Genomic DNA, 22,648 nt, shown 5'->3' on the forward strand with positions numbered 1-22,648 from the left:
ATTCCCTCCGCTCGGATAAAAAAGCCAGGACGGTTTGAGCTTTGCCATGCGCTTTTGTTCAAGTCCAGGTTCCGGTCGGGGTTCCCTTCAGGGTTCCGTACAGGGCCTGCACATGAAATCGAGCCTGGCTAAATCCGTTCTGGCGCGAAGAAAAATCGGTGTCTGGCCGATCAAATAAGCCGTGAATTGTACCCCAAGGGCATGTGCGACGCCCGGTCGGATCAGGCGGGCCTCTACAACTTATGCCGGGGTGGGATTGACGGTGCGCAAACGCCGATTAACCCTTCGCGGCGTAGGTCTTTCAGACGAGCCGGCGCGTGGCCGGATGCCGCCTCAGCAGCCAGCTGCTGGCGGCCGACAGGACGAACACCGCGGCTGTCAGCAGGGGCACGGCCCAGGCATCGCGCTGTCCGCCGGAAAACGCGCCAGCGCGGCGCGCCACGTCCAGGAACACGGGGTGGATGAGATAGACGCCGAACGTCAGCGGCGCCAGCGACGCCAGCCGGGGCAGGCGAGGCGACGAGACGATCCACTGGAACGCGGCCAGCGACATGAACGGCACCGTCAGGCTGAAGTAGTCGTAGAAGTAGGTATCGAGCGCGTGTCCATTGGACATCATGCCCACGCCCAGTGCGGTGGCGCCCACGCTGGCCGCCAGGACCAGGCCGGGGCGCGGGATGCGCATTTCGCCGTCGAAGATCAGGCGGCCCGCAACGAAGTAGCCCAGATAGGGGAGGAACCACGTCAGGAAGAAACCATGCGGCGCGCCGAGAGCGCGGCGGTACAGGGCGTCCAGGATCGCCACCCCCAGGATGCCGACCACCCACAGCGAGCGCGCCCGGGGCGTGCTGCGCGCATACAGCAGGCGGACCAGCGGGGCGAACAGGTACAGGCCCACGATCATGTACAGGTACCACAGGTGGTAGTAGGGCTCGCCCTGCGCCACTTTGCGCGGCCAGAAAGAAAAGTCGACGCGGCCGTCGTCCCACCAGTCCAGGCCGGTCCGCCACGCCAGGTAGAAGAGGGTCCAGAACAGCAGGGGCGCGCATATCCTGGCCATGCGCCGGCTATAGAAGCGCCGGGCGTCCTGCGGTTTGTCAGGGTCCAGCAGCAGTGCGCCGCTGACCATGACGAAGACGGGCACGCACCACCGGGCCGCGGAGTCATACAGGTTGGCGGCGAGCCAGGCGCCGCCGCCATAGGCGGCAGGGTCGCTGACGATGAGCGCCGCGCTGTGCAGCAGCACCACGGCCACCGCCGCCAGCCAGCGGGCGGAGTCCAGGCTGGCGTATCGGTCTTCGGTGTAAGGCATCGGGCTCCCGCTGGGTGGTTACTTTTTCACCTTAGCAGCGAGGCGGCGCCGATTTCTGTATCCAGGCGTTAGACCGAAAGTAAAAAACCGACAGGGCCGGTCAGGCGCTGTCGGTGGAAAAGGCCGGGCCCCGGCAGGCCGGGCCGCGAAGGAACTGCGGTCCGGCGACTCGTGGCCCAGCCGATCGCGGGCCGGCAGTCCGCGAACGATTTGTCACGAAACCGATGGGCGCGGGCGCATTTACTGCAGAACGATGTTGGCCTGCTTGATGAGCTGCGACACGATCGGCTGCTCGGTCGTGATCTGCTTGTCCAGTTCGGCCGCCGTGCCCGAACGCGGATCAATGCCCATGTCCAGCATGCGTTTTTTCACCGCTTCGTCCTTCAGCGTTTCGGTCAGGGCCGATTGCAGCTTTTCCAGCACGGGAGCCGGCGTGCCCTTGGGCGCCACGAAGCTGAACCAGGCGGTCATGTCGAACGCGGGGTAGCCCTGTTCGGCCAGCGTGCCCAGATTGGGCTGCGTCGCCAGGCGCGTCGGGCTGGTGATGGCGAACACCTTGACCTTGCCTGCGTCGGCTTGCGGCATACCGGTGGCGACCATGTCGAAGAACAGGTCCACGTCGCCGCTGATCAGGGCGGGCAGGGCCTGCGTGGCGCCCTTGAACGGCACGTGCAGGATGTCGATGCCGGCGCGTGCCTTGAACAGTTCGCCGGCCAGATGCGACGACGTGCCCGGGCCGAACGTGGCGAAAGTCAGCTTGCCCGGATTCTGTTTGGCGTAGGCCACGACGTCCTGGGTGCTGTTGAACGGCCGCTTGGGGCTGGACAGGAGGACCAGCGGGCCGACGCCCACCATGCCGATGCGCGCGAAACCGTCCGGATCGTAGGGCAGTTCCTTATACAGGTAGCGGTTGGTGACCAGTGTCGAGTTGGTGGCCATCAGGATCGTGTAGCCGTCAGGCGCTTCGCGCGAAACGAACGCGGCGCCGATGGACGTGCCCGCGCCGGCCTTGTTCTCGACGATCATGGGTTGGCCCAGGGTCTTGGCCATCCGCTCGGCCAGAACGCGCGTCAGCACGTCGGTGGCGCCTCCCGCCGGGAAGGGCGAGATCACCTTGATGGGGCGGGCGGGATAGGTGTCCGCCTGCGCGCTCAGCGCGGCGGCGCTGAGCATCATGGTGGCGAGCAGTTTGAAGCTGGTGCGAATCATGTTTTCCCCTTGAAATCGCATGGTCGAGAGTGGATCGCCGGGCCTGGCTTGGCCGGGGCGCGGGTGTGTCGCCGCGGCGGCTTGCCAGGTCTCCTTGGATGTTATAAATTCCGGTATATGGAATTTAGTTTTGTCATTCGAAATAAACTATAAAAACGAAGCGAATAGAAATGCAATCTTTTTCTGATGCCAAGCGCATGCCACGCCCCCCTTCCAAGCCCGACGAGAAACTCGAATTGAGCCAGCCCGCGCGCCGCAAGCGGGCCGCCGGCGGGGGCGACGGGGCCAATTCGCCGGACTTCATCACTGCGCTGGCGCGCGGGCTGGATGTGCTGCGGTGTTTCCGTCATGGCGTCGCCGCGTTGGGCAACCTGGACCTGGCGCGCCTGACGGGGCTGCCCAAGCCCACCATCAGCCGCATCACCTACACGCTGACCGAACTGGGCTACCTGCGCTATCACCCGGACACCGGCAAGTACTCGCCCGGTTATGGCGTCCTGGCGCTGGGCTTCGGCCTGCTGGCCGGGCTCGAGGTGCGCGAATTGGCCAAGGCCTCGATGACCGACCTGGCGCGCGATACCGGCGGCGCGGTCGCGCTGGGCGCGTTCGACGGCGACGCCATGACGTACGTCGAAGCCATCCATGGCTCGTCCGCCCTGTACCTGCGGCTGCCCGTCGGCTACCGCGCCAGCCTGGACAGCGCGATGGGCCGGGCCTACCTGGCCTCGCTGCCCGAGCCGGAGTGCGACGGCATCCTGGCGCGCCTCGGCCAGGGGGCTCCGGCGGCCGAGGCGATCGCGCGCGCCCGGACGGAACTGGCCCAGGCGGGGTGCTGCTTTGCGATCGGCGAATGGCAGTCTGGCATCAACGCCGTTGCCGTGCCCTTCACGTCCATCACAGGCGAGGGCGTTTTCGTCATGAGCTGCGGGGGGCCCGCCAGCCTGCTGGAAGAGGCGGACCTGCGCGCCCGCGTGGCCCCGGCGCTGCTGGCGGCGGTGGCGGGCCTGGCCGGCACGCCGGCCTGAGGCGCGGGGCGCATCCGGGGCGGGCTTGGGTATCTCGTACAATTCACGGATTGATCCACCCCTAGCGCCCCCGGAGGCCCGTTTGGCCAAACCCATACAAGCTGATCCGCAGCAAGACGATCGTCCTTTGCCCCAGGATTTCGAGACGGCTCTCGCCGAACTGGAATCGCTGGTTGCGGCCATGGAAGACGGTTCGCTGCCGCTTGAGCAGTCGCTGGCCGCCTATCGGCGTGGCGTGGCGCTCACGCGGGTCTGCCAGGACCGCCTGGCGCAGGCCGAACAGCAGGTCAAGGTCCTCGAGGGCGACCTGCTCCGGCCGCTGGACCCGGCGGCGCTGGATGACGAATAAGAACCCGATGAAGCAAATTCAACTCGCTTTTCCCGAGTGGTTGCAAGGCCGTGCGCGACACATCGAAGATGTGCTCGATGACCTCCTTCCTCCGGCGGACGCGCTGCCTTCCCGTTTGCACGAAGCCATGCGGTACGCCGTGCTCGGGGGCGGGAAGCGCGTGCGCGCGGCCCTGGTCTATGCGGCCGGTCAGGCCTGCCCGGTGAGCGGCAGCGTGCTGGCCATCGAGGCTTCGCTCGACCGGGCTGCCGCCGCCGTGGAACTGATTCATGCCTATTCGCTGGTCCATGACGACCTGCCCTGCATGGACGACGACACGCTGCGCCGCGGCCGGCCCACCACGCATGTCCAGTTCGACGAAGCCACCGCCATGCTGGCCGGCGATGCGCTGCAGCCCCTGGCGTTTGAGCTGCTGGCCTCCATGCCGATCGCCCCCGCGCTGATCGTCCAGGCCACCCAGTCGCTGGCGCGCGCCGCCGGCAGCCAGGGCATGGCGGGCGGGCAGGCCATCGACTTGTTCAGCGTCGGCCGTTCGCTCTCGCGCGACGAACTGCAGATGATGCACGGCATGAAAACGGGCGCCATGCTGGCGTGCAGCGTTGCGCTGGGCGGCATCGTGGCCGGCGCCAGCTCGGCGTCGCGCCAGGCGCTGGATGCCTATGCGCAGGCCGTCGGACTGGCGTTCCAGGTCGTCGACGATATCCTCGACGTCACCGCCGACAGCGCCAGCCTGGGCAAGACGCCGGGCAAGGACGCCGCCGAAAACAAGCCCACGTACGTATCCCTGCTGGGTCTCTCTGAGGCCCGGGCCTTTGCCGGCGAACTTCGCGAAGCCGCCTTGGACGCCCTGGCGCCGCTGGGCGATGCGGGCGCGCGCCTGGCCCAATTGGCCGACTTCATCGTTCTTCGAGACCGCTGATCCGTGACTAGCCTGGCCTCACCACGGGGGCGGGCCAACGAACCACATAAAAGCATGACGACAGATTTACTGGACCGCATTCAATCGCCGGCAGACCTCAAGCGCCTGGATCGTCGCGAACTGAAAAAGCTTGCCGACGAACTGCGCGGCTTCGTGCTGGAGTCCGTATCCCGAACGGGCGGGCACCTGTCGTCCAATCTGGGCACCGTCGAGCTCACGCTGGCGCTGCACCAGGTGTTCGACACGCCCCACGATCGCATCGTCTGGGATGTGGGCCACCAGTCCTATCCGCACAAGATCCTGACGGGGCGCCGGGCCGGCATGGCCAAGCTGCGCCAGCAGGGCGGCATTTCCGGCTTCCCCAAGCGCAGCGAGTCCGAGTACGACGCATTCGGCACGGCGCATTCGTCCACCTCGATCTCGGCGGCGCTGGGCATGGCGGTCGCCTCGCGCAATGCCGGCGTGCAGCGCCAGCACATCGCCGTGATCGGCGACGGCGCAATGTCCGCGGGCATGGCCTTCGAGGCCATGAACAACGCGGGGGTCACGCCCAACATCAACCTGCTGGTGATCCTGAACGACAACGACATGTCGATCTCGCCGCCGGTGGGGGCCCTGAACCGCTACCTGGCCCGCCTGATGTCGGGCCGGTTCTACGCAGCCGCCAAGAACGTGGGGCGCGCGGTGCTGCAGCACGTGCCGCCGGTGCTCGAACTGGCGCGACGCTTCGAAGAACACGCCAAGGGCATGGTCACGCCGGCCACCCTGTTCGAAGAGTTCGGCTTCAACTACGTCGGCCCCATCGACGGCCACGACCTGGACGCGCTGGTTCCCACCCTGCAGAACCTGAAGGCGCTGGAAGGCTTGCAGTTCCTGCACGTAGTCACCCGGAAGGGACAGGGCTACAAGCTGGCCGAGGCCGATCCCGTGCTGTACCACGGCCCGGGCAAGTTCGATCCCGCCGTCGGCATCCAGCAGTCCAAGGCGCCGGGCAAGCGCACGTTCACGCAGGTGTTCGGCAAGTGGCTCTGCGACACGGCGCAGCAGGACAAGCGCCTGGTCGCCGTTACGCCCGCCATGCGCGAAGGCAGCGGGCTGGTGGAGTTTGAACAGCGCTTTCCGCAGCGCTATTTCGACGTCGGCATCGCCGAGCAGCACGCCGTCACGTTTGCCGCCGGCGTCGCCTGCGAAGGCCAAAAGCCGGTCGTCGCCATCTATTCGACGTTCATGCAGCGTGGCTACGACCAGTTCATCCATGACGTCGCCCTGCAGAACCTGGATGTCACGTTCGCGCTGGACCGCGCCGGCATCGTGGGCGCCGACGGCGCCACGCACGCGGGCAATTACGACATCGCGTTCCTGCGTTGCGTGCCGAACATGGTGGTCGCCACCCCGTCCGACGAAAACGAAACGCGCCTGCTGCTGTCGACCTGTTATCAATACCCCGGCCCCGCATCGGTGCGCTATCCCCGCGGCGCGGGCTGCGGCGCGCCGGAGTCCGACGGCCTGGACGTCGTCGAACTGGGCAAGGGCGTTATCCGCCGCGAGGGCAAGAAGATCGCCATCCTGGGCTTCGGCACGCTGGTGCAGGCCGCGCTGGCCGCCGCCGGGAAGCTGGACGCCACCGTGGCCGACATGCGTTTCGTCAAGCCGATCGACCGGGAACTGATCCTGGACCTGGCAGGCCGGCACGACGCGATCGTTACCGTGGAAGACGCTTGCATCATGGGTGGCGCGGGCAGCGCGGTGCTTGAAACGCTTAGCGCGGCCGGCGTGCAGATTCCGGTGCTGCAGCTGGGTCTGCCGGACGAGTTCATCGACCACGGCGAGCAATCGGCACTGCTCGCCGGCCTGGGCCTGGACGCGGCCGGGATCGAGCAGTCCATCCGCGCCCGATACGCCGGCCTGCTGGGCTGAATCCCGCATGTGGGCGAGGGCGCAAGACCTTCGTCCACATGGATGAAACAGTCTGTTCCGGCCCCGCCAACATACGAATTGAAGGGTTTCCCCTGGCGATTGCCGGCGTATGGGCGATAATGGGGCCCTCTCAAGATTACTAGGCCTGCGCGTTGTCGCGATCCACCGCCTAGACAGGTAAGCCGAAATGAATTCTCCGATCGACCCCGCCATCGTGATGCCCGACGTCCAGAGTTCGGCGGACACGCGGCACATCCCGATTCAGCGCGTCGGCATCCGTGGCGTGCGCCACCCCATGCTGATCGAAAGCGGCGATGGCTCGCCCCAGGGCACCGTGGCCAACTGGACGCTGACCGTCGCCCTGCCGCCCGAGGAAAAGGGCACTCACATGTCGCGCTTCGTGGCCCTGCTGGAAAAGTACCGCAGCACGCCCATGACGCCGACGCTGTTCCGCGCCATGGCAGCCGACATGCTGCCCTTGCTGCATGCCGAGCGCGGCGACATCACCGCGGCGTTCCCGTACTTCATCAACAAGTCTGCCCCGATCTCCGGCGTGCAGAGCCTGCTTGACTACGAAGTCCAGTGGATCGCCCGCGCCCAGGCCGACAGCGTTGAATTTGAACTGGTCGTGCAGGTGCCCGTCACCAGCCTGTGCCCGTGTTCCAAGGCCATTTCCGAATACGGCGCGCACAACCAGCGTTCGCACGTGACGGTCTCGGCCATCCTTTCCGACGACATCGGCATGGACGGCGTCATTCGCCTCATCGAAGAAGAGGGTTCCTGCGAACTGTGGGGCCTGCTCAAGCGGCCCGACGAAAAGTACGTCACCGAACGCGCCTACGACAATCCCAAGTTCGTCGAAGACCTGGTGCGCGACGTGGCGGCTCGCCTGAATGCGCACCCCGGCATTGCGCGCTACCGCGTGGAAGCCGAGAACTTCGAATCCATCCATAACCACTCGGCCTACGCCGTCGTGGAAGGCTGAGCAATTCGTGCGCCATCCGGCGGCCAATGACTGGCCGCTCATCGCGCGGCTGCAGCACTGGGAATCGCGGCTGGCCGGAAATCTGGCCGGCCGCGGCCGTTTTGGCGTCGCGCTGTACGAATTCTTCCGCTTCGGCGTGAAACAGGCCTGGGCCTGCCTGTTCGGCGGCCTGATGTGCGCGCTCCTGCTGGCCACGCATTGGTGGTATCCCAGCGATGCCGTCCTGGCCCGCTATGACTTCCTGACGCTGGCGGCGTTCGCCATCCAGGCCGTGCTGCTGGCGCTGCGCATGGAAACCTGGGACGAGGCGCGCGTGATCCTGATGTTCCATGTGGTGGGCACCTGCATGGAGATCTTCAAGACGGCGGCGGGTTCCTGGGTCTATCCCGAGCCCAGCGTGCTGCGGATCGGCGGGGTGCCGCTATTCACCGGCTTCATGTACGCCGCGGTGGGCAGCTACCTGGCGCGGGTCTGGCGCCTGTTCGACTTCCGGTTCCGCGCGCATCCGCCGCTTGCCGCGACCGCGGCGCTGTCGGTGCTGATCTACGTGAACTTCTTCGCGCACCATTTCGTCATGGATTTCCGGTGGGCGCTGTTTGCGCTTACTGGTGTGCTGTTCGCGCGCACGTGGGTATATTTCCGCATCTGGCGCGACTACCGGCGCATGCCGCTGCTGCTGGGATTCGTGCTGGTGGCGCTGTTCATCTGGTTTGCGGAGAACATTGGCACCTTCGCCAATGCTTGGCGCTACCCGAATCAGGCGCAGGCCTGGCAGCTTGTGTCCATCGCCAAGCTGGGTTCCTGGTTCCTCCTGATGATCATCAGCTACGTGATGGTCAGCGTGGTCAACCGCCCGCGGCCCATCGAGGCGGCCGATCTCCCCGCTGCGGATGGCGCAAGACCGGCCAGCAACACGTCCCTTATTTCATGATCCGCCCGGGCTTGCGCGAGTTTGCCCAATCGGCGATAATCGAGAGCTTTCTTGCTCGACCACCCATGGTTTTTGGGTAGCGGGCTGCCCCTTGCGGCGTATCGTCAATGTCGTAATCACCCCTGATGGAAAGCGCGGGTGCAAGACGGTCGGCCAGCAAGACATCCTCAAGGAGTTTTACCCATGCGTCACTACGAAGTAGTGTTTATCGTTCACCCCGACCAAAGCGAGCAAGTGCCCGCCATGGTCGAGCGTTACCAAGCGCTGGTTACGGGCCAGGGCGGCTCGATCCACCGCCTGGAAGACTGGGGTCGCCGTCAACTGGCCTACCCGATCCAGAAGCTCGTCAAGGCTCACTACGTCTGCCTGAACATCGAGTGCGGCCAAGCCACGCTGGATGAGCTGGAACACTCGTTCCGCTACAACGACGCCGTCCTGCGCCACCTGGTCATCAAGACCAAGAAGGCCCAGACCACTCCGTCGATCATGATGAAGTCGGTCGAGCGCGAAGAAGCCCGCAAGGCTTCGGCGGAAGCTGTCGCGGCTCAGCCCGAGTAAGACGGGCTCACGCAGAGCTCATCCCATGAAGTCCCCTCGGTGCCTGGCAGGATGAACAAGCTGGAACTCAGCGCCCGCGTTCTCGAATGCGAGCCTTTGCGCCACACTCCCGCCGGACTGCCAGCCCTGGAAATGCTGCTGGCGCACGAATCGGAAGTCATCGAAGCCGGCCACCCGCGCCGCGTCGAATTGACGATCGCCGCCGTGGCACTGGGAGATCTGGCGCTGCTGTTGAGAAACACCGCTTTAGGGTCCGAATTGCAGGTGCAGGGGTTTTTGGCTCCAGCCCGCAAGGACTCGGTGAAGATCAAGCTGCATCTGCAGCAGGTGCGCAAGATTGGCGGAAGCGCTGGAAGCGATCCGCAGGTGGCTTGAAGGGAATGAGTAAAAGGTGCGAGAGCGCCTTCTGAAAACGGATAGGTTATGGGGAGTTGGACCCGGCAATTGAAAAAACCCGGGTAGGACCAGCCCCCTCAAACATAGAGGCACATATCATGGCTTTCTTCGGAAAACGCAAAGAAAAACGCAAATTCACGCAGCAGAACCCGCTCTTCAAGCGTCGTAAGTTCTGCCGCTTCACCGCAGCCGGCGTCGAAGAGATCGACTACAAGGATCTGGACACCCTGCGCGACTTCGTGCAAGAAAACGGCAAGATCATCCCGGCTCGCCTGACCGGCACCAAGGCAATCTACCAGCGCCAGCTGGACACCGCCATCAAGCGCGCGCGCTTCCTGGCCCTGTTGCCTTACACCGACAACCACAACTAATCCGGGGCACTGAAATGCAAGTTATTCTGCTCGAAAAAGTCGTCAACCTGGGCAACCTGGGTGAAGTCGTGCGCGTGCGTGATGGCTACGCCCGCAACTTCCTGATTCCCCAGAAGAAGGCCCGTCGCGCTACCGACGCCGCCCTGAAGGAATTCGAAGCCCGCCGCGCCGAACTGGAAAAGGCCCAAGCCGAGAAGCTGGCCGCTGCCCAAGCCCTGGGCGACCGCATGAACGGCTACCAGCTGAAGATCGTCCAGAAGGCTGGCGTCGACGGCCGCCTGTTCGGTTCGGTCACCAACGCCGACATCGCTGAAGGTCTGAAGAAGGCTTCCTTCGAAGCCGTCGAAAAGGCCCAGGTGCGTCTGCCCAACGGCCAACTGAAGGCCGTCGGTGAATTCCCGGTCCAAGTCGCCCTGCACGCTGACGTCGTGGTCGACATCACGGTCCTGGTCGAAGGCGAACTGTCCTAATCCGGCACTCGCGATAAAAAGAAGCCGGCCCAAGTGCCGGCTTTTTTTTCTTTGCGCCCTTGGTTGCCATTTACCGACGTTGCGCGGGCCTATTTGCCCGCCGCGCGTCCTCGCTCCACGCCAATATCCCAGAGGACCTCTTGACTCATCCGCCTGTCCATCAGAACGCGCCGCCCAGCCTGCGAGCCTGGCTCGACAGCGTGGATGCCGCGCGCGAGCCCACGGTGCGGGATGTGCGGATAGACGGAGTGCGCAGCATCATCAAGCGGCGCAGGCCCGGCATCCTGCAAGGCGCCGGCTATGCGCTGCGCTACGTGCGCGCGTTGTTCCTGGGAGTGGGATGCAAGATCTTTTTGGGCGAGTTCCCGCGGCCAGGCGTCCTTCTGCGCAACGGTCTTGCCCATGAGGCGGAGCGGCTGGCGCAATTGTTGCAGGCGGGCTGCCGGGTGCCCGAGGTTTGGTGGCAGGAGCAGAACCTGCTCGTCCTGGAATATGTGGGCCCCGACCTGGCTCACCTGATCCGCAAAGAGGACTCCACATCGCGCCTGTGGCTGACGCGCGCCGCGGCTGCGGACATGGCGGCCTTCCATGCGCGTGGCCTGTGGCACGGCGGGGCGCAGATTCGCAACCTGACGCTGCAGGATGGCGAAATATGGCGGATCGACTTCGAAGAGAACATCGGCGCGACGCTCTCCAGGCCGCTGGCCCAGGCGTACGACCTTTTCCAGATGCTTGCCTCGCTCGTATCGCTGCGTAAACTGGACGACGGCGATGCCCGGACGCTGGGTAAGCTGGCGCTCGAGGTCTACTTGGAAAGCAATCCCGACCCCGAGGTCAAGGCCTGCCTGATGCGCCTTGCGCGCGTGCTTTGCGCCATTGCCATGCCCCTGCGCCCCTTGCTCAGGCGCTTCCCCTCGCGCGATGTCCAAGGGTTTTTCCGCGTCGCGGATATCCTGCAGCCGTTAATATCGAAGTCATGAATACTCCCGCCGATTCCCAGCTCGAATACCTGCGCGTTCCTCCCCATTCCATCGAGGCGGAGCAATCGGTTCTGGGCGGCCTGCTGCTGGACAATACCGCGTGGGACCGCATCGCGGACGTGCTGATCGAAGAAGACTTCTATCGCCACGACCACCGCTTGATCTGGCACCACATTGCACGCCTGATCGGGCTGGCGCGCCCGGCCGATGTCATCACCGTCCATGAATCGCTCGTCAGCGCCGGCAAGGCCGAGGACTCCGGCGGGCTGGCCTATCTGAACGCGCTGGCGCACAACACGCCGTCGGCGGCGAACATCCGGCGCTATGGCGAAATCGTGCGCGAGCGCGCCATGCTGCGCAAGCTGGTGTCCATCGCCGACGAAATTTCCTCGGCGGCCATGAACCCGCAGGGCAAGGAAGCGCGCCAGCTGCTGGACGAAGCCGAGTCCAAGGTGTTCCAGATCGCCCAGGAGGGCGCGCGCGGCGCTGCCGGCTTCCAAGAGATCCAACCGCTGCTGACGCAGGTGGTCGAGCGCATCGACGAGCTCTACCACCGCGAAAGCACGTCCGACGTCACGGGCGTGCCCACGGGCTTCACAGACCTGGACAAGATGACGTCCGGCATGCAGGGCGGCGACCTGATCATCGTGGCGGGCCGCCCGTCCATGGGCAAGACGTCGTTCTCCATGAACATCGGCGAGCACGTGGCCATCGAGGAAGGGCTGCCAGTGGCGGTGTTCTCCATGGAAATGGGCGCGGTGCAGCTGGCCATGCGTATGCTGGGTTCGGTCGGCCTGCTGGACCAGCACCGCATGCGTACCGGCAAGCTCATCGCCGAGGACTGGCCGCGCGTGACGCATGCGGTTCAGCTCATGCAGGACGCCCAGGTCTACATCGACGAATCGCCCGCGCTCAGCCCCATGGAAGTGCGCGCCCGCGCGCGCCGGCTGGCGCGCCAGTGCGGCCAGCTGGGCCTGATCATCATCGACTACCTGCAGCTCATGTCGGGCAACGGCTCGGGTGAAAACCGGGCCACCGAAGTGTCGGAAATCAGCCGCTCGCTCAAGGGTCTGGCCAAGGAACTGAACTGCCCGCTGATCGCGCTGTCGCAGCTCAACCGCAGCCTGGAACAGCGCCCCAACAAGCGTCCCGTGATGAGCGACCTGCGCGAATCGGGCGCTATCGAACAGGACGCCGACGTGATCCTGTTCATCTATCGCGACGAGGTCTACAACCCGGATTCGCCGGACAAGGGCACCGCCGAAATCATCATCGGCAAGCAGCGTAACGGCCCGATCGGAAGCGTGCGTCTGACCTTCCAGGGGTCCAGCACGCGCTTCCTGAACTTCTCGGGCGCGCAGCCGCGGGACATGTACTGATTCCGCCGAGTCGGCCTTCCTGAAAAAAAACCGCGCTTCAATCTGAGCGCGGTTTTTTTACGTGCAATGCATCAGTGGGCGGTTTCGGGCCGCTTGCCGTAGCGCGCGGCGAGGACGCCGCAGACCATCAGCTGGATCTGGTGGAACAGCATCAGCGGCAGCACCACGGCGCCGACGGCATGGCCGGCAAACAGCACCTGGGCCATCGGGATGCCGCTAGCCAGGCTTTTCTTCGAACCGCAAAAGAGCAGGGTGATGCGGTCTTCGATATTGAAGCCGAACACCTTGCCGGCCAGCGCGGACAGGCCCAGCGCCAGCGCCAGGATCACGGCGCAGCTCACCACCAGTCCAACCAGCGCGGGAATCGGCGTGCTGCTCCACAGGCCTTCGTTAATGGCTTCGGAGAATGCCGTGTAGACCACCAGCAGAATGGAACCCTGGTCCACGAACTTCAGCATGGCCTTGCGCTTGTGGACCCAGGCGCCGATCCAGCGCCGCGCGAACTGGCCCAGCACGAAGGGCAGTAGCAGTTGCAGCATGATCTTGCCGACGGCGTCGAACGAGATCGGCGCGCTGCCGGCATTGGCCACGACGGTGCCGACCAGCAGCGGCGTCAGGAAGATGCCGAGCAGGCTGGAGGCGGACGCGCTGCACACGGCTGCGGGGACGTTGCCGCGGGCCATGGACGTGAAGGCGATCGCTGACTGCACGGTGGCCGGCAGGCAGCACAGGAACAGAATGCCCAGGTAGAGTTCGGGGGTGACCAGCGGCTCCAGCACGGGCTTGAGCGCAAGGCCCAGCAGCGGGAACATCAGGAACGTGGCGGAGAAGATCGTCAGGTGCAGCTTCCAGTGCGTCAGGCCGGCAATGATTGCCTCGCGGGACAGGCGCGCCCCATGCAGGAAAAACAGCAGGCCCACGGCGATGTTGGTGATCCAGCCGAATACGACCACGCCTTGCCCGTGCGCGGGCACGATGCTGGCGATGATGACGGTGCAGATCAGATAAAGGGTGAAGCGGTCGGGCAGAAGGCGGACAAGGCGGGACATGAGGACGGGAGGGAGGACGGAAAGCGGCGGCGCGCCATGCGCGCCGGAAACGGGGCGTATTGTAGACCCGGGGCGCGGCGGTCCGTTGCCGCGCGGGCGCCAGTGTCCGCGCGCTGAGGCGGACGGCGGGCCTGTTGTGCTCAGGGAGTCATTGCAAGGGCCAGGTCGAAGGCCGCCACCAGGGACGCGTGGTCGGCCAGCCCCTTGCCGGCGATGTCGAATGCGGTGCCGTGATCGACGCTGGTGCGCACGAAGGGCAGGCCGACGGTGACATTGACGCCATGGTCGATACCCAGGTATTTCACGGGAATCAGACCCTGGTCGTGGTATTGGGCCACCACGATGTCGAACTCTCCGCGCCTGGCCCGCATGAATATCGTGTCGCCGGGCCACGGGCCGCTGGCATCAATGCCTTCGGCGCGGGCGGCGGCGATGGCGGGTTCGATGATGTCGATGTCCTCACGGCCGAACTTGCCGCCTTCGCCCGCGTGCGGGTTCAGGCCGGCGACCGCAACGCGCGGAGAAGCGATGCCCATCTGGCGGCAGGCGCGGTCCGCCAGGCGGATTGCGGCGAGCTCGGATTCGGGGGTGACCAGGGCGATGACGTCAGCCAGCGCAACGTGGATGGTCACCAGCAGCACGCGCAGTTCGTCGTTGGCCAGCATCATCGCGAAGTTGCGTGTCTGTGAGCGTTCGGCCAGGATTTCGGTGTGGCCCGGAAAGTCGATGCCGGCCTCGTGCATGGACTTCTTGTTCAGCGGGGCGGTCACGATGGCGCGGATGCGGCCGGCCAGCGCGTCGTCGATCGCGGCGCAGACGTAATCGTAGGCGCCGCGGCCGGCAAGGGCGCTGACCTGCCCCAGGGGCAGGTCAGCCGGCAGGGCGGGACTGCAGGCGATGACCTGGATCCGCCCCGCGTCGGGCCGGGCCTGGCCGATATGCGCAATCTCGGCGATCTCCAGCCGGGCGCCCAACTGCGCGGCGGCGCGGTGCAGCGCGCCGGCATCGCCATACACCACACAGGGCACGCTCAGGCCCTGCGCGTAAGCCTTGACGACGATCTCGGGGCCGATGCCGGCGGCATCGCCCATGGTGATACCCACGGGCAGAGTAGTGTTCACGATGCGTGCAATGGGGAGGGGTTTGCAGTCAATGCTACACCCGATCCCGGGCGCAGCTCGCGCCGGCCTTACTTGGTGGAATTCTTGGGCGGCTCGATGACGCCGCATTCGAAGGTGACCGTGGCGCGCTTGGAGCCCAGGCCGGTCGCGTGGTTGGACGTGATGTTGGGCTTTTGCAGTTTGCGGCCAATGGACTGGCAGTATTGGTCGGCGCGCTGCAGGGCCTGGTTCTTGATTTCAACCCAGCTGAGCAGTTGGGCGCCGGAACTGTACGTGACCGTATACATGTCCTTGTCGACGGACGTGACTTCGCTCATGCTGGAACAGGCGGTCAGCAGGGTGAGCAAGGCGGCGGCGGGGGCAAGGCGTGCAAGCATGAAAGGTCCAGGATTCGCGACAGGCCCCATTACACCATCTTGTTGCGAGGACGGGAAAGGCGGGGCCGGGTTTCAGGGCGCGCCGACGGCGCTGCGGCGGTCGACCTTGCGGCTGAGCACAATGGACGTCTGCGTCTGCTTGACGCCGTCGATCAGGCCAATGCGGTCCAGCAGTTCGTCGAGCTGCTCGTGGGTTTCGCAGCGCAGGAAGATCAGGTAGTCATAGGGACCACTGACCGACGAAACCTCCTCGACCTCGGGCATTTTCTCCAGCTCGCGGATCACCGCCGCCGGCGTCTTGGGCAGCACGCTGATGAAGCAATAGGCGCGCACCGCAGCCTCTTCCAGCAGGCGTCCCAGGCGCACCCCGTAGCCAGCCACGATGTGCTCGCGTTCCAGCCGGGCGATGCGGGCCACCACGGTGGTGCGGGCCAGCCCGAGCTTGCGGGCCAGGATGGCCGCCGGTTCGCGCGCATTGGCCTGCAGCAGGCTGAGCAGTTGCCGGTCGATGGCGTCGAGTCGTTCGTTCATGCGGAGGGCTATGGCGTAGGGCCGGAAGGCGAAGTGCCGACGGTACAGGCGCCGGCCCGCCGGCGTCAATGCGGCGCCGCTAGCCGTCGGATTCGGGTGGGATGCCGCCGTGATAGATACGCCCGTCGAATTCGAAGCGCGTGATGGTTTTGTGGGCGGCATCGAAAATGCGGTCGCGGCTGGCGTCGTCCAGGCCGTCGTGGTCCGCGAAGCTGAAGCGGCACAGGTCGATGTCGCTGTCGTAGAACGCGCTGTGCACGAAGCGGCTGACGTCCGCCTCATGGGCAAAGTGCGCGAATTCGCGCAGTTGCTCCATTTCATGGAAAGAGCCGTTGCGGCTGACCAGCAGCATGCCGAACTTGCGTTCTTCGTCCGCCATGGGTTCCGGCGGGGCCGGGGCGCCGCCCGCCTGGGGATCCTTGCAGTCAAAGTGCGCGCCGACTTCGCGCATGGCCGCCAGCACGCGCTGCCATTCGTGTTCGTCGAGCGTCAGGCGGGCCATCATGTAGAACAGCCGTTGCCGGCCCAGCGATCGGGGCTCGGAGCCGCCCACATAGCTGGACCACGGCGTCGCCGCGTCCAGTCCCGCCAGTTCGGCCATTTTGGCGTCGCTGTATCCCAGCCTGTCCTGCAGTCGTTGCATGGACTGCGCGTCTGGGGGGGCATAGTTCTGGATCGTCTTCATGAACGCGCTCCGGTTGTGCCGCGAGCCCGGAGCCGGTGCCGGCGGCGTGCGCCGCGCTGCCCTTGCGGCTACGCTTCATGCTAGCGCGGCGCCCGGCGCTTGCCTAGCGTTGGGGCGTGTCTTGTGCCGACCGCCCGCCGCCGGTGCGCCGGCCGCGCCATGCTAGGATTTGCGCCGAAATTCACTGCCAGGAGGCATTCATCATGGACACCCAGGAACAAATCGCCGTAATCGTGCACACCATTTCGCATCAGGGCGGCCGCATCGACGCGCTCAATTCCACGCTGGTGTCGATGCTGCACCTGGTGAAAGGTTCGCCCGGATTGCGCGAAGCCATCGAGGCCCAGTTGGAGCAGAATTACTCCAGTCTGCTGGCCCGGTCCGAGAATCCGCAATACGTGGCCGGCTTTGAAAGCGTGCGCGACATGATCGTGGCCGCCTTGAAGTGATCCTGGCGGCCCAAGTTACCCACAACTTCTGTGGACAAGCCTTGGGATAGCCCGGGCATAGATGTGTAATATCCTTTAATTACAATGGCTTGCCGGCAGCGCTCAAAGGCGGCTCCGGAGGCGCTGTCCCGTGCGCGCTTTCCGCGTCGGCACAGGGCGGTCAAGCCGGGTAATATGCGGCCCCATGCGGAATCAGTATTCATTGGAATACCGGAGCGGAGCAATGACGGCTCGAGTTTCGGAAGCGGCAAAGCTGGCGGCCTTCGACCCCGGCAAACTCTCCCCCGAGGCGCGCGAGAGCTGGGAGCGCATGGGGCATGGTTTCAAGGCCTGGCACGATTTCGACCAGCGGCACCCTATCCTGCGACGCCTTGCGCGGCTGCCGATCATCGGCAGCCTGTACCGCAATGCGCGGCGCCGCCACGTACAGCGCGCCAGCGGCAAGCTGGTGATATAAGCAAGCCGGGCGGGCTACCTGCGGCGGCGGGCGCTCAGCCGATAGGCCAGCCAGATAAGCACGCCGATGGCCGCGGCCACCGCCAGCTTGGTTTCGACGCCGTGCAGGCGTCCCAGCAGGGCTTCGATCGTCCGGCCGAAGACGTAGCCCAGCAAGCTGAAGCATGCCGCCCAGATCGCCGCGGCAATGGCGTTCAGCACCAGATACCGCAGCGGCGACACCCGTGATACGCCCAGGGCCACCGGCCCGACCGTACGCAAGCCATACAGGAAGCGCAACGCCAGGATGAACCCGTCCGGATACCGGTCGATGGCGGCCAGAGCCCTATCGAAAGCGGGCTTTTCGCGGATGCGCCGCACATAGCGATGGTCGCGGTAGCGCCGGCCCAGATAGAACAGCAATTGGTCGGCCAGGAACGATCCGGCGAATGCGCAGAGCATCACGTGCGGCAGGTGAAACAGCCCCTGGTGCGCCAGGAAGCCGGCGAACACCACCACGCTTTCGCCTTCAAGAAAGGTGCCGCCCAGCACGGCCCACAGGCCGTAGTCGGCGATGAACTGGTGCAGTTCAGGATTCATCCCGTCCTTTCATCCACGATGCGGGCCAGGGTAAGCAGGGCGCGGGAAATGTCGGGCGTGATGCGTTGCCCGCAACTGATGCGCAGGAAGTGGTTGTAGCGGGCGCCGTTGGAGAACATGGCGCCGGGCGCGACGCGTATTCCCTGCCGCAGGGCGGCCTCGAATACGTCCGTGCCGGACACCTGCTGGGGCATTTCCACCCACAGCAGCATGCCGCCTTGCGGCACGCTCAGGCGCGTGCCAGAAGGGAAGTGCGCCGCAATGGCCTCCGCCGTCAGGTCGCGCTGCCGCTTCAGTTCCCGGCGCAGCCGCGACAGGTGGCGGTCGTAGGCGCGCGATCCCATGAACTCGGCCACCGCGATCTGCGCCAGCGGTTCGTTGGGGCGGCTCTGCGCGAACTTCAGCATGGCGATGCGCGCCTTCCAGCGGCCGCCCAGCAGCCATCCCAGCCGCATGCCCGGCGCCAGCGTCTTGTGCATCGACGAGCAATAGATCACGTTGCCGGTCGCGTCCCAGGACTTGGCGGCTGCCAGCGGCGTGTCGTCGTCCGTCAGGGCGCCATAGGTGTCGTCCTCGATCAGCGGTACCTGCTGGCGTTCGCACAGGGCCACAAGGCGGGCCTTCTGTGCGTCCGGCATCACGCAACCCAGGGGGTTCTGGAAATTGGGCACGACGACCACCGCGCGGATGTTGCCGTGCGTCTGGAAGGCCAGGTCCAGCGCCTCGATCGAAAGCCCATGCTGCGGGCTGGTGGGGATCTCCAGCGCGCGCATGCCCAGGCTTTCCAGAATCTGCAGCAGGCCGAAATAGGCTGGAGACTCCACGGCGATGGTGTCGCCCGGTCGCGCGACGGCGCGCAGCGCCAGGTTCAGGGCTTCGATGCAGCCGTGCGTGACGATGACGTCGTCGGGCGTGGCGTTGATGCCATTGGCCAGCGCCCGGCGTGCCAGCACGGTGCGCAGGTCCGGATGCCCCTGTGGCGGCACCGGACTGACCAGCACCTCGGGCGACTGCCGCAGGGCGCGCGTCATCGCCTGCTTCAGTTCCTCCATGGGGTAGGCCTGGGGCACGGCCGCGGCCAGCGCAAAGTTGGCGCTGACGGGATGGGCTTCGCACTTTGCGATGAAGTCCGACACGCGGTCATGGATGCCGACGTACTGGGCCGCGCCCAGGGTCTGGCGGATATCGGGCTCGTTGACGGGGGGAATGCTATTGCGCCGGGGCTTCAGCACAAAATAGCCGGAACGCGGCCGGGCTTCGATCAGCCCGTCGTCTTCCAGTTGGCGGCAGGCTTGCAGCGCGGTCGACAGGCTGACGTGATGCGTGCGCACCAGCGTGCGCACGGAGGGCATGCGCTGGGCGGGCGCAAGCACCCCGGTCTGGATGGCGCGCCGGTAGTGATTGGCCAGGCGTAGGTACAGCGGTTGAGGATCCATGCGCCGATCTTGCTCCCCGTGGCAGGTGTGAGGGTAGGCACAGATCCGTTCAAAGTACACCATAACAGCGCCAAAATCGAGCTTCTGCATCGGTACAGAAAGGCGATATGTGTGGCTGTTGCGCAGAGCAGGGCGCGCGTAGCCTGTCATGGTCCGACTGGAGATAACCATGACCCCGAATATCGCCCCCAACGACTCTCAATCCCGCTTGCAGCTCGCTGCCGGTTCCAGCCGGCTGCTGGTCATGCGCGCCGGCGCCGCCGTTGTCTGCACCGAGGGCAGCGTGCGCGTCGAAGAGGCGGCAAACAGCCTGGAAGCCGCAGGTGGACTGCATCGCGTGGTTTCCGTCAGGGTGAACGCCGGCGAGGTCCATGGGCTGGCGTATGGCGGCGCCGTGCGCCTGGCGGCGCTGGGCGGCGCCCAGGTGATATGCCTGGAGGCGGAAGGCTTCGCGCGCTCCGCAATGCGATGGGTGACGGCTTTTTTTCAGAGATTTTTCCCGAAAAGCAGAAACAATTCCCTGGGTGCGCTGCACAAGATTTCAAAATGATGTATGATTCACACATCAGACGCGGGGTGGAGCAGTCTGGCAGCTCGTCGGGCTCATAACCCGAAGGTCGTAGGTTCAAATCCTGCCCCCGCAACCAGTTTCAAGCAGTACCGGATCCGCCGGTGGCGCAGTCAAGTCGCCCCCCCGCAGGGTCCCATGAAAAAAAAGCCGCGATCATGTCGCGGCTTTTTTTCGTCCCTTCATTGCGCTGGGTCATCCCTACGCTCCCGCCTGGCGAGTCCCGGGTATCCCCGGCCGCACACGTACGCAACCCTGCGCTACCATGGGTCACGCGCGCTAGTTTGCCGCACACGAGGAGGGTCCATGGGAACAGCTAAATACGATCATCCGGGCTACGTTGCCGACACGGGGGCTGAAGGCAAGTACCACGTGGGCATCTGGTGCCCGCATGGTTATCCTGCCCACATCCACATCGGCCGCCCGGCCGAACGAGGCGACCCCCAGGCGCTGCTGCGGTTGCGGATACCGGACGGCGTGTTTCAGTCCCTGCCGGACGATCCCGAAACCTTGTGCCGCCGCGCGTTGGGCCAGGCGCTGGGTGCCGGGTTGCTGCGTTCCGTCGCTGTCGACGGCGAATACCAGGAACTGCGCTTCCAGCTCGATGCGGAACCCTGGTCCGGGCCGATGCAGGCGGCAAACAACGCCTGATTCGTCCGTTGTTCGCAGACAGTTACCCACAAGGATTGTGGACAAGCCTTGGGATAGCCTCTGTGTATTTTCGGTTTTTTGAGTAATAACAAGGGCTTGGCGCCTGCGGTCAACAATTGGCCGACGCCGGCCCTTTTTTTGCGCCCGCGGCCTGGCGTCTTGCCGGCGTGAGACAATCCCCTGGCCCTGGTTTGTCGCCACCCGCCCATCCTTCCCGAACACTTTTCCAGAATGCGTCCTCTGTTGCCCGTCCTCCCGTCCTTCATCAAGGCGGTGGCGCCATGAGCCTGTCCGCCCGACGCGTTGCCGTCATCGGCGGCGGACCCGCCGGCTTGATGGCGGCGGAAGGCCTGAGCGCCAGGGGCCTGCAGGTCGATGTATACGACGCCATGCCGTCGGTCGGTCGGAAATTCCTGATGGCGGGCCGAGGCGGGCTGAACCTGACGCACAGCGAGCCGCCGGATCCCTTTCTGGCCCGCTATGGCACGCGCGCGGAGCACGTGGCGCCGTGGCTGCAGACCCTGGACGCAGGCGGATTGCGGGCCTGGGCCGACGGGCTGGGGATTTCGACATTCGTGGGCTCATCCGGCCGCGTCTTTCCCCAGGAAATGAAGGCGGCCCCACTGCTGCGGGCCTGGCTGGCCAGGTTGCGCGGCAGCGGGGTGCGCTTCCACATGCGGCACCGCTGGCTGGGCTGGCCCGCGGGCGCGACGCCGAGCGCGGATACGTTGCGTTTCGCCACGCCCGAGGGCGTGGCGACCCGGGAGGCTGATGCCGTCGTGCTCGCTCTGGGCGGCGGCAGTTGGGCCAAGCTGGGGTCGGACGGGGCCTGGGCGGCGGGGCTACTGGCGCACGGTATTCCGGTGGCGGCGCTGCGTCCCGCCAATTGCGGGTTTGACGTCGCCTGGTCGGATCACTTCCGGGAGCGGTTCGCCGGCCACCCCGTCAAGTCGGTGTCGATGCATTGCGGCGGCCCGGCTCGGCAGGGCGAATTCGTCGTTTCGGCGACCGGCATCGAAGGCAGCCTGGTCTACGCGCTGTCCGCCCCGCTGCGGGATCAGATCGACGCCCGGGGCAGCGCCGTGGCGATGCTGGACCTGGCTCCCGACTGGTCGGCCGAGAAGGTCATGGCGGCGGTTACACATCCGCGCGGCGCGCGCTCCATGTCCAGTCACCTGCAGAGCAGGCTCGGGCTTACCGGCGTCAAGGCGGGTTTGCTGCGTGAATGCGCCTCTGCCGACGATTTCCGCGATCCGGCCCGCCTGGGGCTGCGGATCAAGGCGCTGCCGGTAACGCTGGTGCGGGCGCGCCCGATCGACGAAGCGATCAGCACGGCCGGCGGTGTTTCGTTCGATGCGCTGACCGCCGGGCTCATGCTGAAAGCTGCGCCGGGCGTGTTCTGCGTGGGAGAAATGCTGGATTGGGAGGCGCCTACCGGCGGCTACCTGTTGACGGCCTGCATGGCCAGCGGCGCGTTCTGCGCCGCCGCCGTCGCGGATTTCCTGGGCGCGCAGCCCTGATGCGGAATCAGGAGCTGGACGGATGGGCGGCCATGCCGGTGGGCGCGCGCGGGGCAAGGTCTCCGACGACGTGACCCACGACGGGGGCGCCGCCCTCGGGTTGCGTAATGATGCCGATGACGCGGGTAATGGCGCTGGCGGGGATGGTCGTGCCATGCGCGGGATCCTGCACCAATTGCCAGATGGTGGTGTTCGCGCCGCCGACGTCCCCGTCAACCAGGTCCGAGGAATCCAGGCAGTTGCGCGCAAAGAAGGACCAGTCCGAGGCCGTACAAGGCAAACCATGCGCCGTGGCCAGGCGAGCCAGCGCCAGGGGGGCATCCGCCTGACTGGCGGCGTGCTGGGCGGCTGCGCCCAGCGATACGTCCAGCGACAGCATACGGAGAAACTCTACAACGTTGTCCGTGTTCATTCTTGGTCTCCTG

General features: G+C 65.7%; 28 protein-coding genes and 1 tRNA gene. 18 read left to right on the plus strand and 11 right to left on the minus strand.

The window, feature by feature from the left end; genetic code table 11:
• Window positions 1-301: 301 nt before the first annotated feature.
• Together KYC_RS16145 and KYC_RS16150 are read right to left on the minus strand one after the other, a co-directional pair.
• Entirely contained in the window at window positions 302-1,312 is a 1,011-nt protein-coding gene (locus KYC_RS16145; RefSeq protein ID WP_008164210.1) for an acyltransferase, read from the minus strand.
• 240 nt (window positions 1,313-1,552) lie between these two features.
• Complete coding sequence (locus KYC_RS16150; protein ID WP_008164212.1) at window positions 1,553-2,521, minus strand: Bug family tripartite tricarboxylate transporter substrate binding protein; 969 nt, start codon at window positions 2,519-2,521, stop codon at window positions 1,553-1,555.
• 170 nt (window positions 2,522-2,691) lie between these two features.
• Between KYC_RS16150 and KYC_RS16155 the strand changes: the two genes are divergently transcribed.
• The 6 genes from KYC_RS16155 to KYC_RS16180 all read left to right on the plus strand — a co-directional run bounded on the left by KYC_RS16155 (window position 2,692) and on the right by KYC_RS16180 (window position 8,647).
• Window positions 2,692-3,546 carry an IclR family transcriptional regulator gene (locus KYC_RS16155; RefSeq protein WP_008164215.1) on the plus strand — a complete coding sequence of 285 codons (855 nt, stop codon included), beginning with the start codon at window positions 2,692-2,694 and terminating at the stop codon, window positions 3,544-3,546.
• Window positions 3,547-3,628: 82 nt separating this feature from the next.
• Complete coding sequence (locus KYC_RS16160; RefSeq protein ID WP_043518647.1) at window positions 3,629-3,895, plus strand: exodeoxyribonuclease VII small subunit; 267 nt, start codon at window positions 3,629-3,631, stop codon at window positions 3,893-3,895.
• Between the two features lie 7 nt (window positions 3,896-3,902).
• Window positions 3,903-4,814 carry a polyprenyl synthetase family protein gene (locus KYC_RS16165; protein ID WP_008164218.1) on the plus strand — a complete coding sequence of 304 codons (912 nt, stop codon included), beginning with the start codon at window positions 3,903-3,905 and terminating at the stop codon, window positions 4,812-4,814.
• Between the two features lie 54 nt (window positions 4,815-4,868).
• Window positions 4,869-6,731: a 1-deoxy-D-xylulose-5-phosphate synthase gene (gene dxs / locus KYC_RS16170; protein WP_008164220.1), complete on the plus strand. Its 1,863-nt coding sequence runs from the start codon at window positions 4,869-4,871 to the stop codon at window positions 6,729-6,731.
• Window positions 6,732-6,918: 187 nt separating this feature from the next.
• On the plus strand, window positions 6,919-7,716 hold the full coding sequence (gene folE2, locus KYC_RS16175) for a GTP cyclohydrolase FolE2 (protein ID WP_008164222.1): 798 nt from the start codon (window positions 6,919-6,921) through the stop codon (window positions 7,714-7,716).
• Between the two features lie 7 nt (window positions 7,717-7,723).
• On the plus strand, window positions 7,724-8,647 hold the full coding sequence (locus KYC_RS16180) for a DUF817 domain-containing protein (protein ID WP_008164224.1): 924 nt from the start codon (window positions 7,724-7,726) through the stop codon (window positions 8,645-8,647).
• Here the strand turns inward: KYC_RS16180 and KYC_RS29670 are convergent.
• The gene (locus KYC_RS29670) at window positions 8,637-8,807 is read right to left on the minus strand and encodes a hypothetical protein (protein ID WP_167310260.1); all 171 of its coding nucleotides are present in this window, start codon (window positions 8,805-8,807) and stop codon (window positions 8,637-8,639) included. The two genes, KYC_RS16180 and KYC_RS29670, sit on opposite strands and share 11 nt — an antisense overlap.
• 23 nt (window positions 8,808-8,830) lie before the next feature.
• Here KYC_RS29670 and rpsF point away from each other — a divergent pair, with 23 nt between their 5' ends.
• The 6 genes from rpsF to KYC_RS16210 all read left to right on the plus strand — a co-directional run bounded on the left by rpsF (window position 8,831) and on the right by KYC_RS16210 (window position 12,801).
• Window positions 8,831-9,205 carry a 30S ribosomal protein S6 gene (rpsF, locus tag KYC_RS16185; protein WP_008164226.1) on the plus strand — a complete coding sequence of 125 codons (375 nt, stop codon included), beginning with the start codon at window positions 8,831-8,833 and terminating at the stop codon, window positions 9,203-9,205.
• A gap of 51 nt (window positions 9,206-9,256) precedes the next feature.
• The gene (gene priB, locus KYC_RS16190) at window positions 9,257-9,580 is read left to right on the plus strand and encodes a primosomal replication protein N (protein ID WP_008164228.1); all 324 of its coding nucleotides are present in this window, start codon (window positions 9,257-9,259) and stop codon (window positions 9,578-9,580) included.
• A 119-nt stretch (window positions 9,581-9,699) separates the two neighbouring features.
• Window positions 9,700-9,972 carry a 30S ribosomal protein S18 gene (gene rpsR, locus KYC_RS16195; protein ID WP_006218308.1) on the plus strand — a complete coding sequence of 91 codons (273 nt, stop codon included), beginning with the start codon at window positions 9,700-9,702 and terminating at the stop codon, window positions 9,970-9,972.
• Window positions 9,973-9,986: 14 nt separating this feature from the next.
• Window positions 9,987-10,442 carry a 50S ribosomal protein L9 gene (gene rplI, locus KYC_RS16200; protein WP_008164234.1) on the plus strand — a complete coding sequence of 152 codons (456 nt, stop codon included), beginning with the start codon at window positions 9,987-9,989 and terminating at the stop codon, window positions 10,440-10,442.
• Window positions 10,443-10,582: 140 nt separating this feature from the next.
• Window positions 10,583-11,422 carry an RIO1 family regulatory kinase/ATPase domain-containing protein gene (locus KYC_RS16205; protein ID WP_043518648.1) on the plus strand — a complete coding sequence of 280 codons (840 nt, stop codon included), beginning with the start codon at window positions 10,583-10,585 and terminating at the stop codon, window positions 11,420-11,422.
• Window positions 11,419-12,801, plus strand: a complete 1,383-nt coding sequence (locus KYC_RS16210; protein ID WP_008164238.1) for a replicative DNA helicase — start codon at window positions 11,419-11,421, stop codon at window positions 12,799-12,801. Before KYC_RS16205 ends, KYC_RS16210 begins: the two co-directional genes overlap by 4 nt.
• Window positions 12,802-12,872: 71 nt before the next feature.
• Here the strand turns inward: KYC_RS16210 and KYC_RS16215 are convergent, their stop codons facing one another.
• The 5 genes from KYC_RS16215 to KYC_RS16235 form a co-directional block, all read right to left on the minus strand.
• Complete coding sequence (locus tag KYC_RS16215; protein WP_008164240.1) at window positions 12,873-13,850, minus strand: bile acid:sodium symporter family protein; 978 nt, start codon at window positions 13,848-13,850, stop codon at window positions 12,873-12,875.
• A 140-nt stretch (window positions 13,851-13,990) separates the two neighbouring features.
• A complete protein-coding gene (gene pdxA, locus KYC_RS16220; protein ID WP_008164242.1) occupies window positions 13,991-14,971 on the minus strand; it encodes a 4-hydroxythreonine-4-phosphate dehydrogenase PdxA in 981 nt (326 codons plus the stop codon).
• Between the two features lie 68 nt (window positions 14,972-15,039).
• On the minus strand, window positions 15,040-15,348 hold the full coding sequence (locus KYC_RS16225; protein WP_008164244.1) for a hypothetical protein: 309 nt from the start codon (window positions 15,346-15,348) through the stop codon (window positions 15,040-15,042).
• Between the two features lie 72 nt (window positions 15,349-15,420).
• The gene (locus KYC_RS16230; protein ID WP_008164247.1) at window positions 15,421-15,879 is read right to left on the minus strand and encodes an Lrp/AsnC family transcriptional regulator; all 459 of its coding nucleotides are present in this window, start codon (window positions 15,877-15,879) and stop codon (window positions 15,421-15,423) included.
• 79 nt (window positions 15,880-15,958) lie between these two features.
• Window positions 15,959-16,564 (minus strand): hypothetical protein, encoded by a 606-nt coding sequence (locus tag KYC_RS16235; protein ID WP_008164249.1) that lies wholly within the window; start codon window positions 16,562-16,564, stop codon window positions 15,959-15,961.
• A gap of 203 nt (window positions 16,565-16,767) precedes the next feature.
• Here KYC_RS16235 and KYC_RS16240 point away from each other — a divergent pair, with 203 nt between their 5' ends.
• Both KYC_RS16240 and KYC_RS16245 read left to right on the plus strand, forming a co-directional pair.
• Window positions 16,768-17,013 (plus strand): hypothetical protein, encoded by a 246-nt coding sequence (locus KYC_RS16240; RefSeq protein ID WP_008164250.1) that lies wholly within the window; start codon window positions 16,768-16,770, stop codon window positions 17,011-17,013.
• Window positions 17,014-17,236: 223 nt separating this feature from the next.
• Window positions 17,237-17,470: a hypothetical protein gene (locus KYC_RS16245; protein ID WP_008164252.1), complete on the plus strand. Its 234-nt coding sequence runs from the start codon at window positions 17,237-17,239 to the stop codon at window positions 17,468-17,470.
• Between the two features lie 14 nt (window positions 17,471-17,484).
• Here the strand turns inward: KYC_RS16245 and KYC_RS16250 are convergent, their stop codons facing one another.
• Window positions 17,485-18,048, minus strand: coding sequence for a DedA family protein (locus KYC_RS16250; protein ID WP_008164255.1), 564 nt, complete (start codon window positions 18,046-18,048; stop codon window positions 17,485-17,487).
• Window positions 18,045-19,484, minus strand: a complete 1,440-nt coding sequence (locus KYC_RS16255; protein ID WP_008164258.1) for an aminotransferase-like domain-containing protein — start codon at window positions 19,482-19,484, stop codon at window positions 18,045-18,047. The genes KYC_RS16250 and KYC_RS16255 overlap by 4 nt, the downstream gene beginning before the upstream one ends.
• A gap of 148 nt (window positions 19,485-19,632) precedes the next feature.
• Between KYC_RS16255 and KYC_RS16260 the strand changes: the two genes are divergently transcribed.
• From KYC_RS16260 to KYC_RS16275, 4 genes are all read left to right on the plus strand, one after another.
• The gene (locus tag KYC_RS16260) at window positions 19,633-20,034 is read left to right on the plus strand and encodes a hypothetical protein (RefSeq protein WP_238531945.1); all 402 of its coding nucleotides are present in this window, start codon (window positions 19,633-19,635) and stop codon (window positions 20,032-20,034) included.
• A 20-nt stretch (window positions 20,035-20,054) separates the two neighbouring features.
• Window positions 20,055-20,131, plus strand: a tRNA-Met gene (locus KYC_RS16265).
• 227 nt (window positions 20,132-20,358) lie between these two features.
• Window positions 20,359-20,703 carry a hypothetical protein gene (locus KYC_RS16270; RefSeq protein ID WP_043518650.1) on the plus strand — a complete coding sequence of 115 codons (345 nt, stop codon included), beginning with the start codon at window positions 20,359-20,361 and terminating at the stop codon, window positions 20,701-20,703.
• 281 nt (window positions 20,704-20,984) lie between these two features.
• Complete coding sequence (locus KYC_RS16275) at window positions 20,985-22,223, plus strand: TIGR03862 family flavoprotein (RefSeq protein ID WP_008164264.1); 1,239 nt, start codon at window positions 20,985-20,987, stop codon at window positions 22,221-22,223.
• Between the two features lie 7 nt (window positions 22,224-22,230).
• Here KYC_RS16275 and KYC_RS16280 read toward each other — a convergent pair whose 3' ends face one another.
• Window positions 22,231-22,635: a hypothetical protein gene (locus KYC_RS16280; RefSeq protein WP_008164268.1), complete on the minus strand. Its 405-nt coding sequence runs from the start codon at window positions 22,633-22,635 to the stop codon at window positions 22,231-22,233.
• Window positions 22,636-22,648 lie beyond the last annotated feature (13 nt).

Origin of the sequence: Achromobacter arsenitoxydans SY8 (assembly GCF_000236785.1) — a bacterium.
Classification (GTDB): Bacteria; Pseudomonadota; Gammaproteobacteria; order Burkholderiales; family Burkholderiaceae_B; genus Achromobacter; species Achromobacter arsenitoxydans.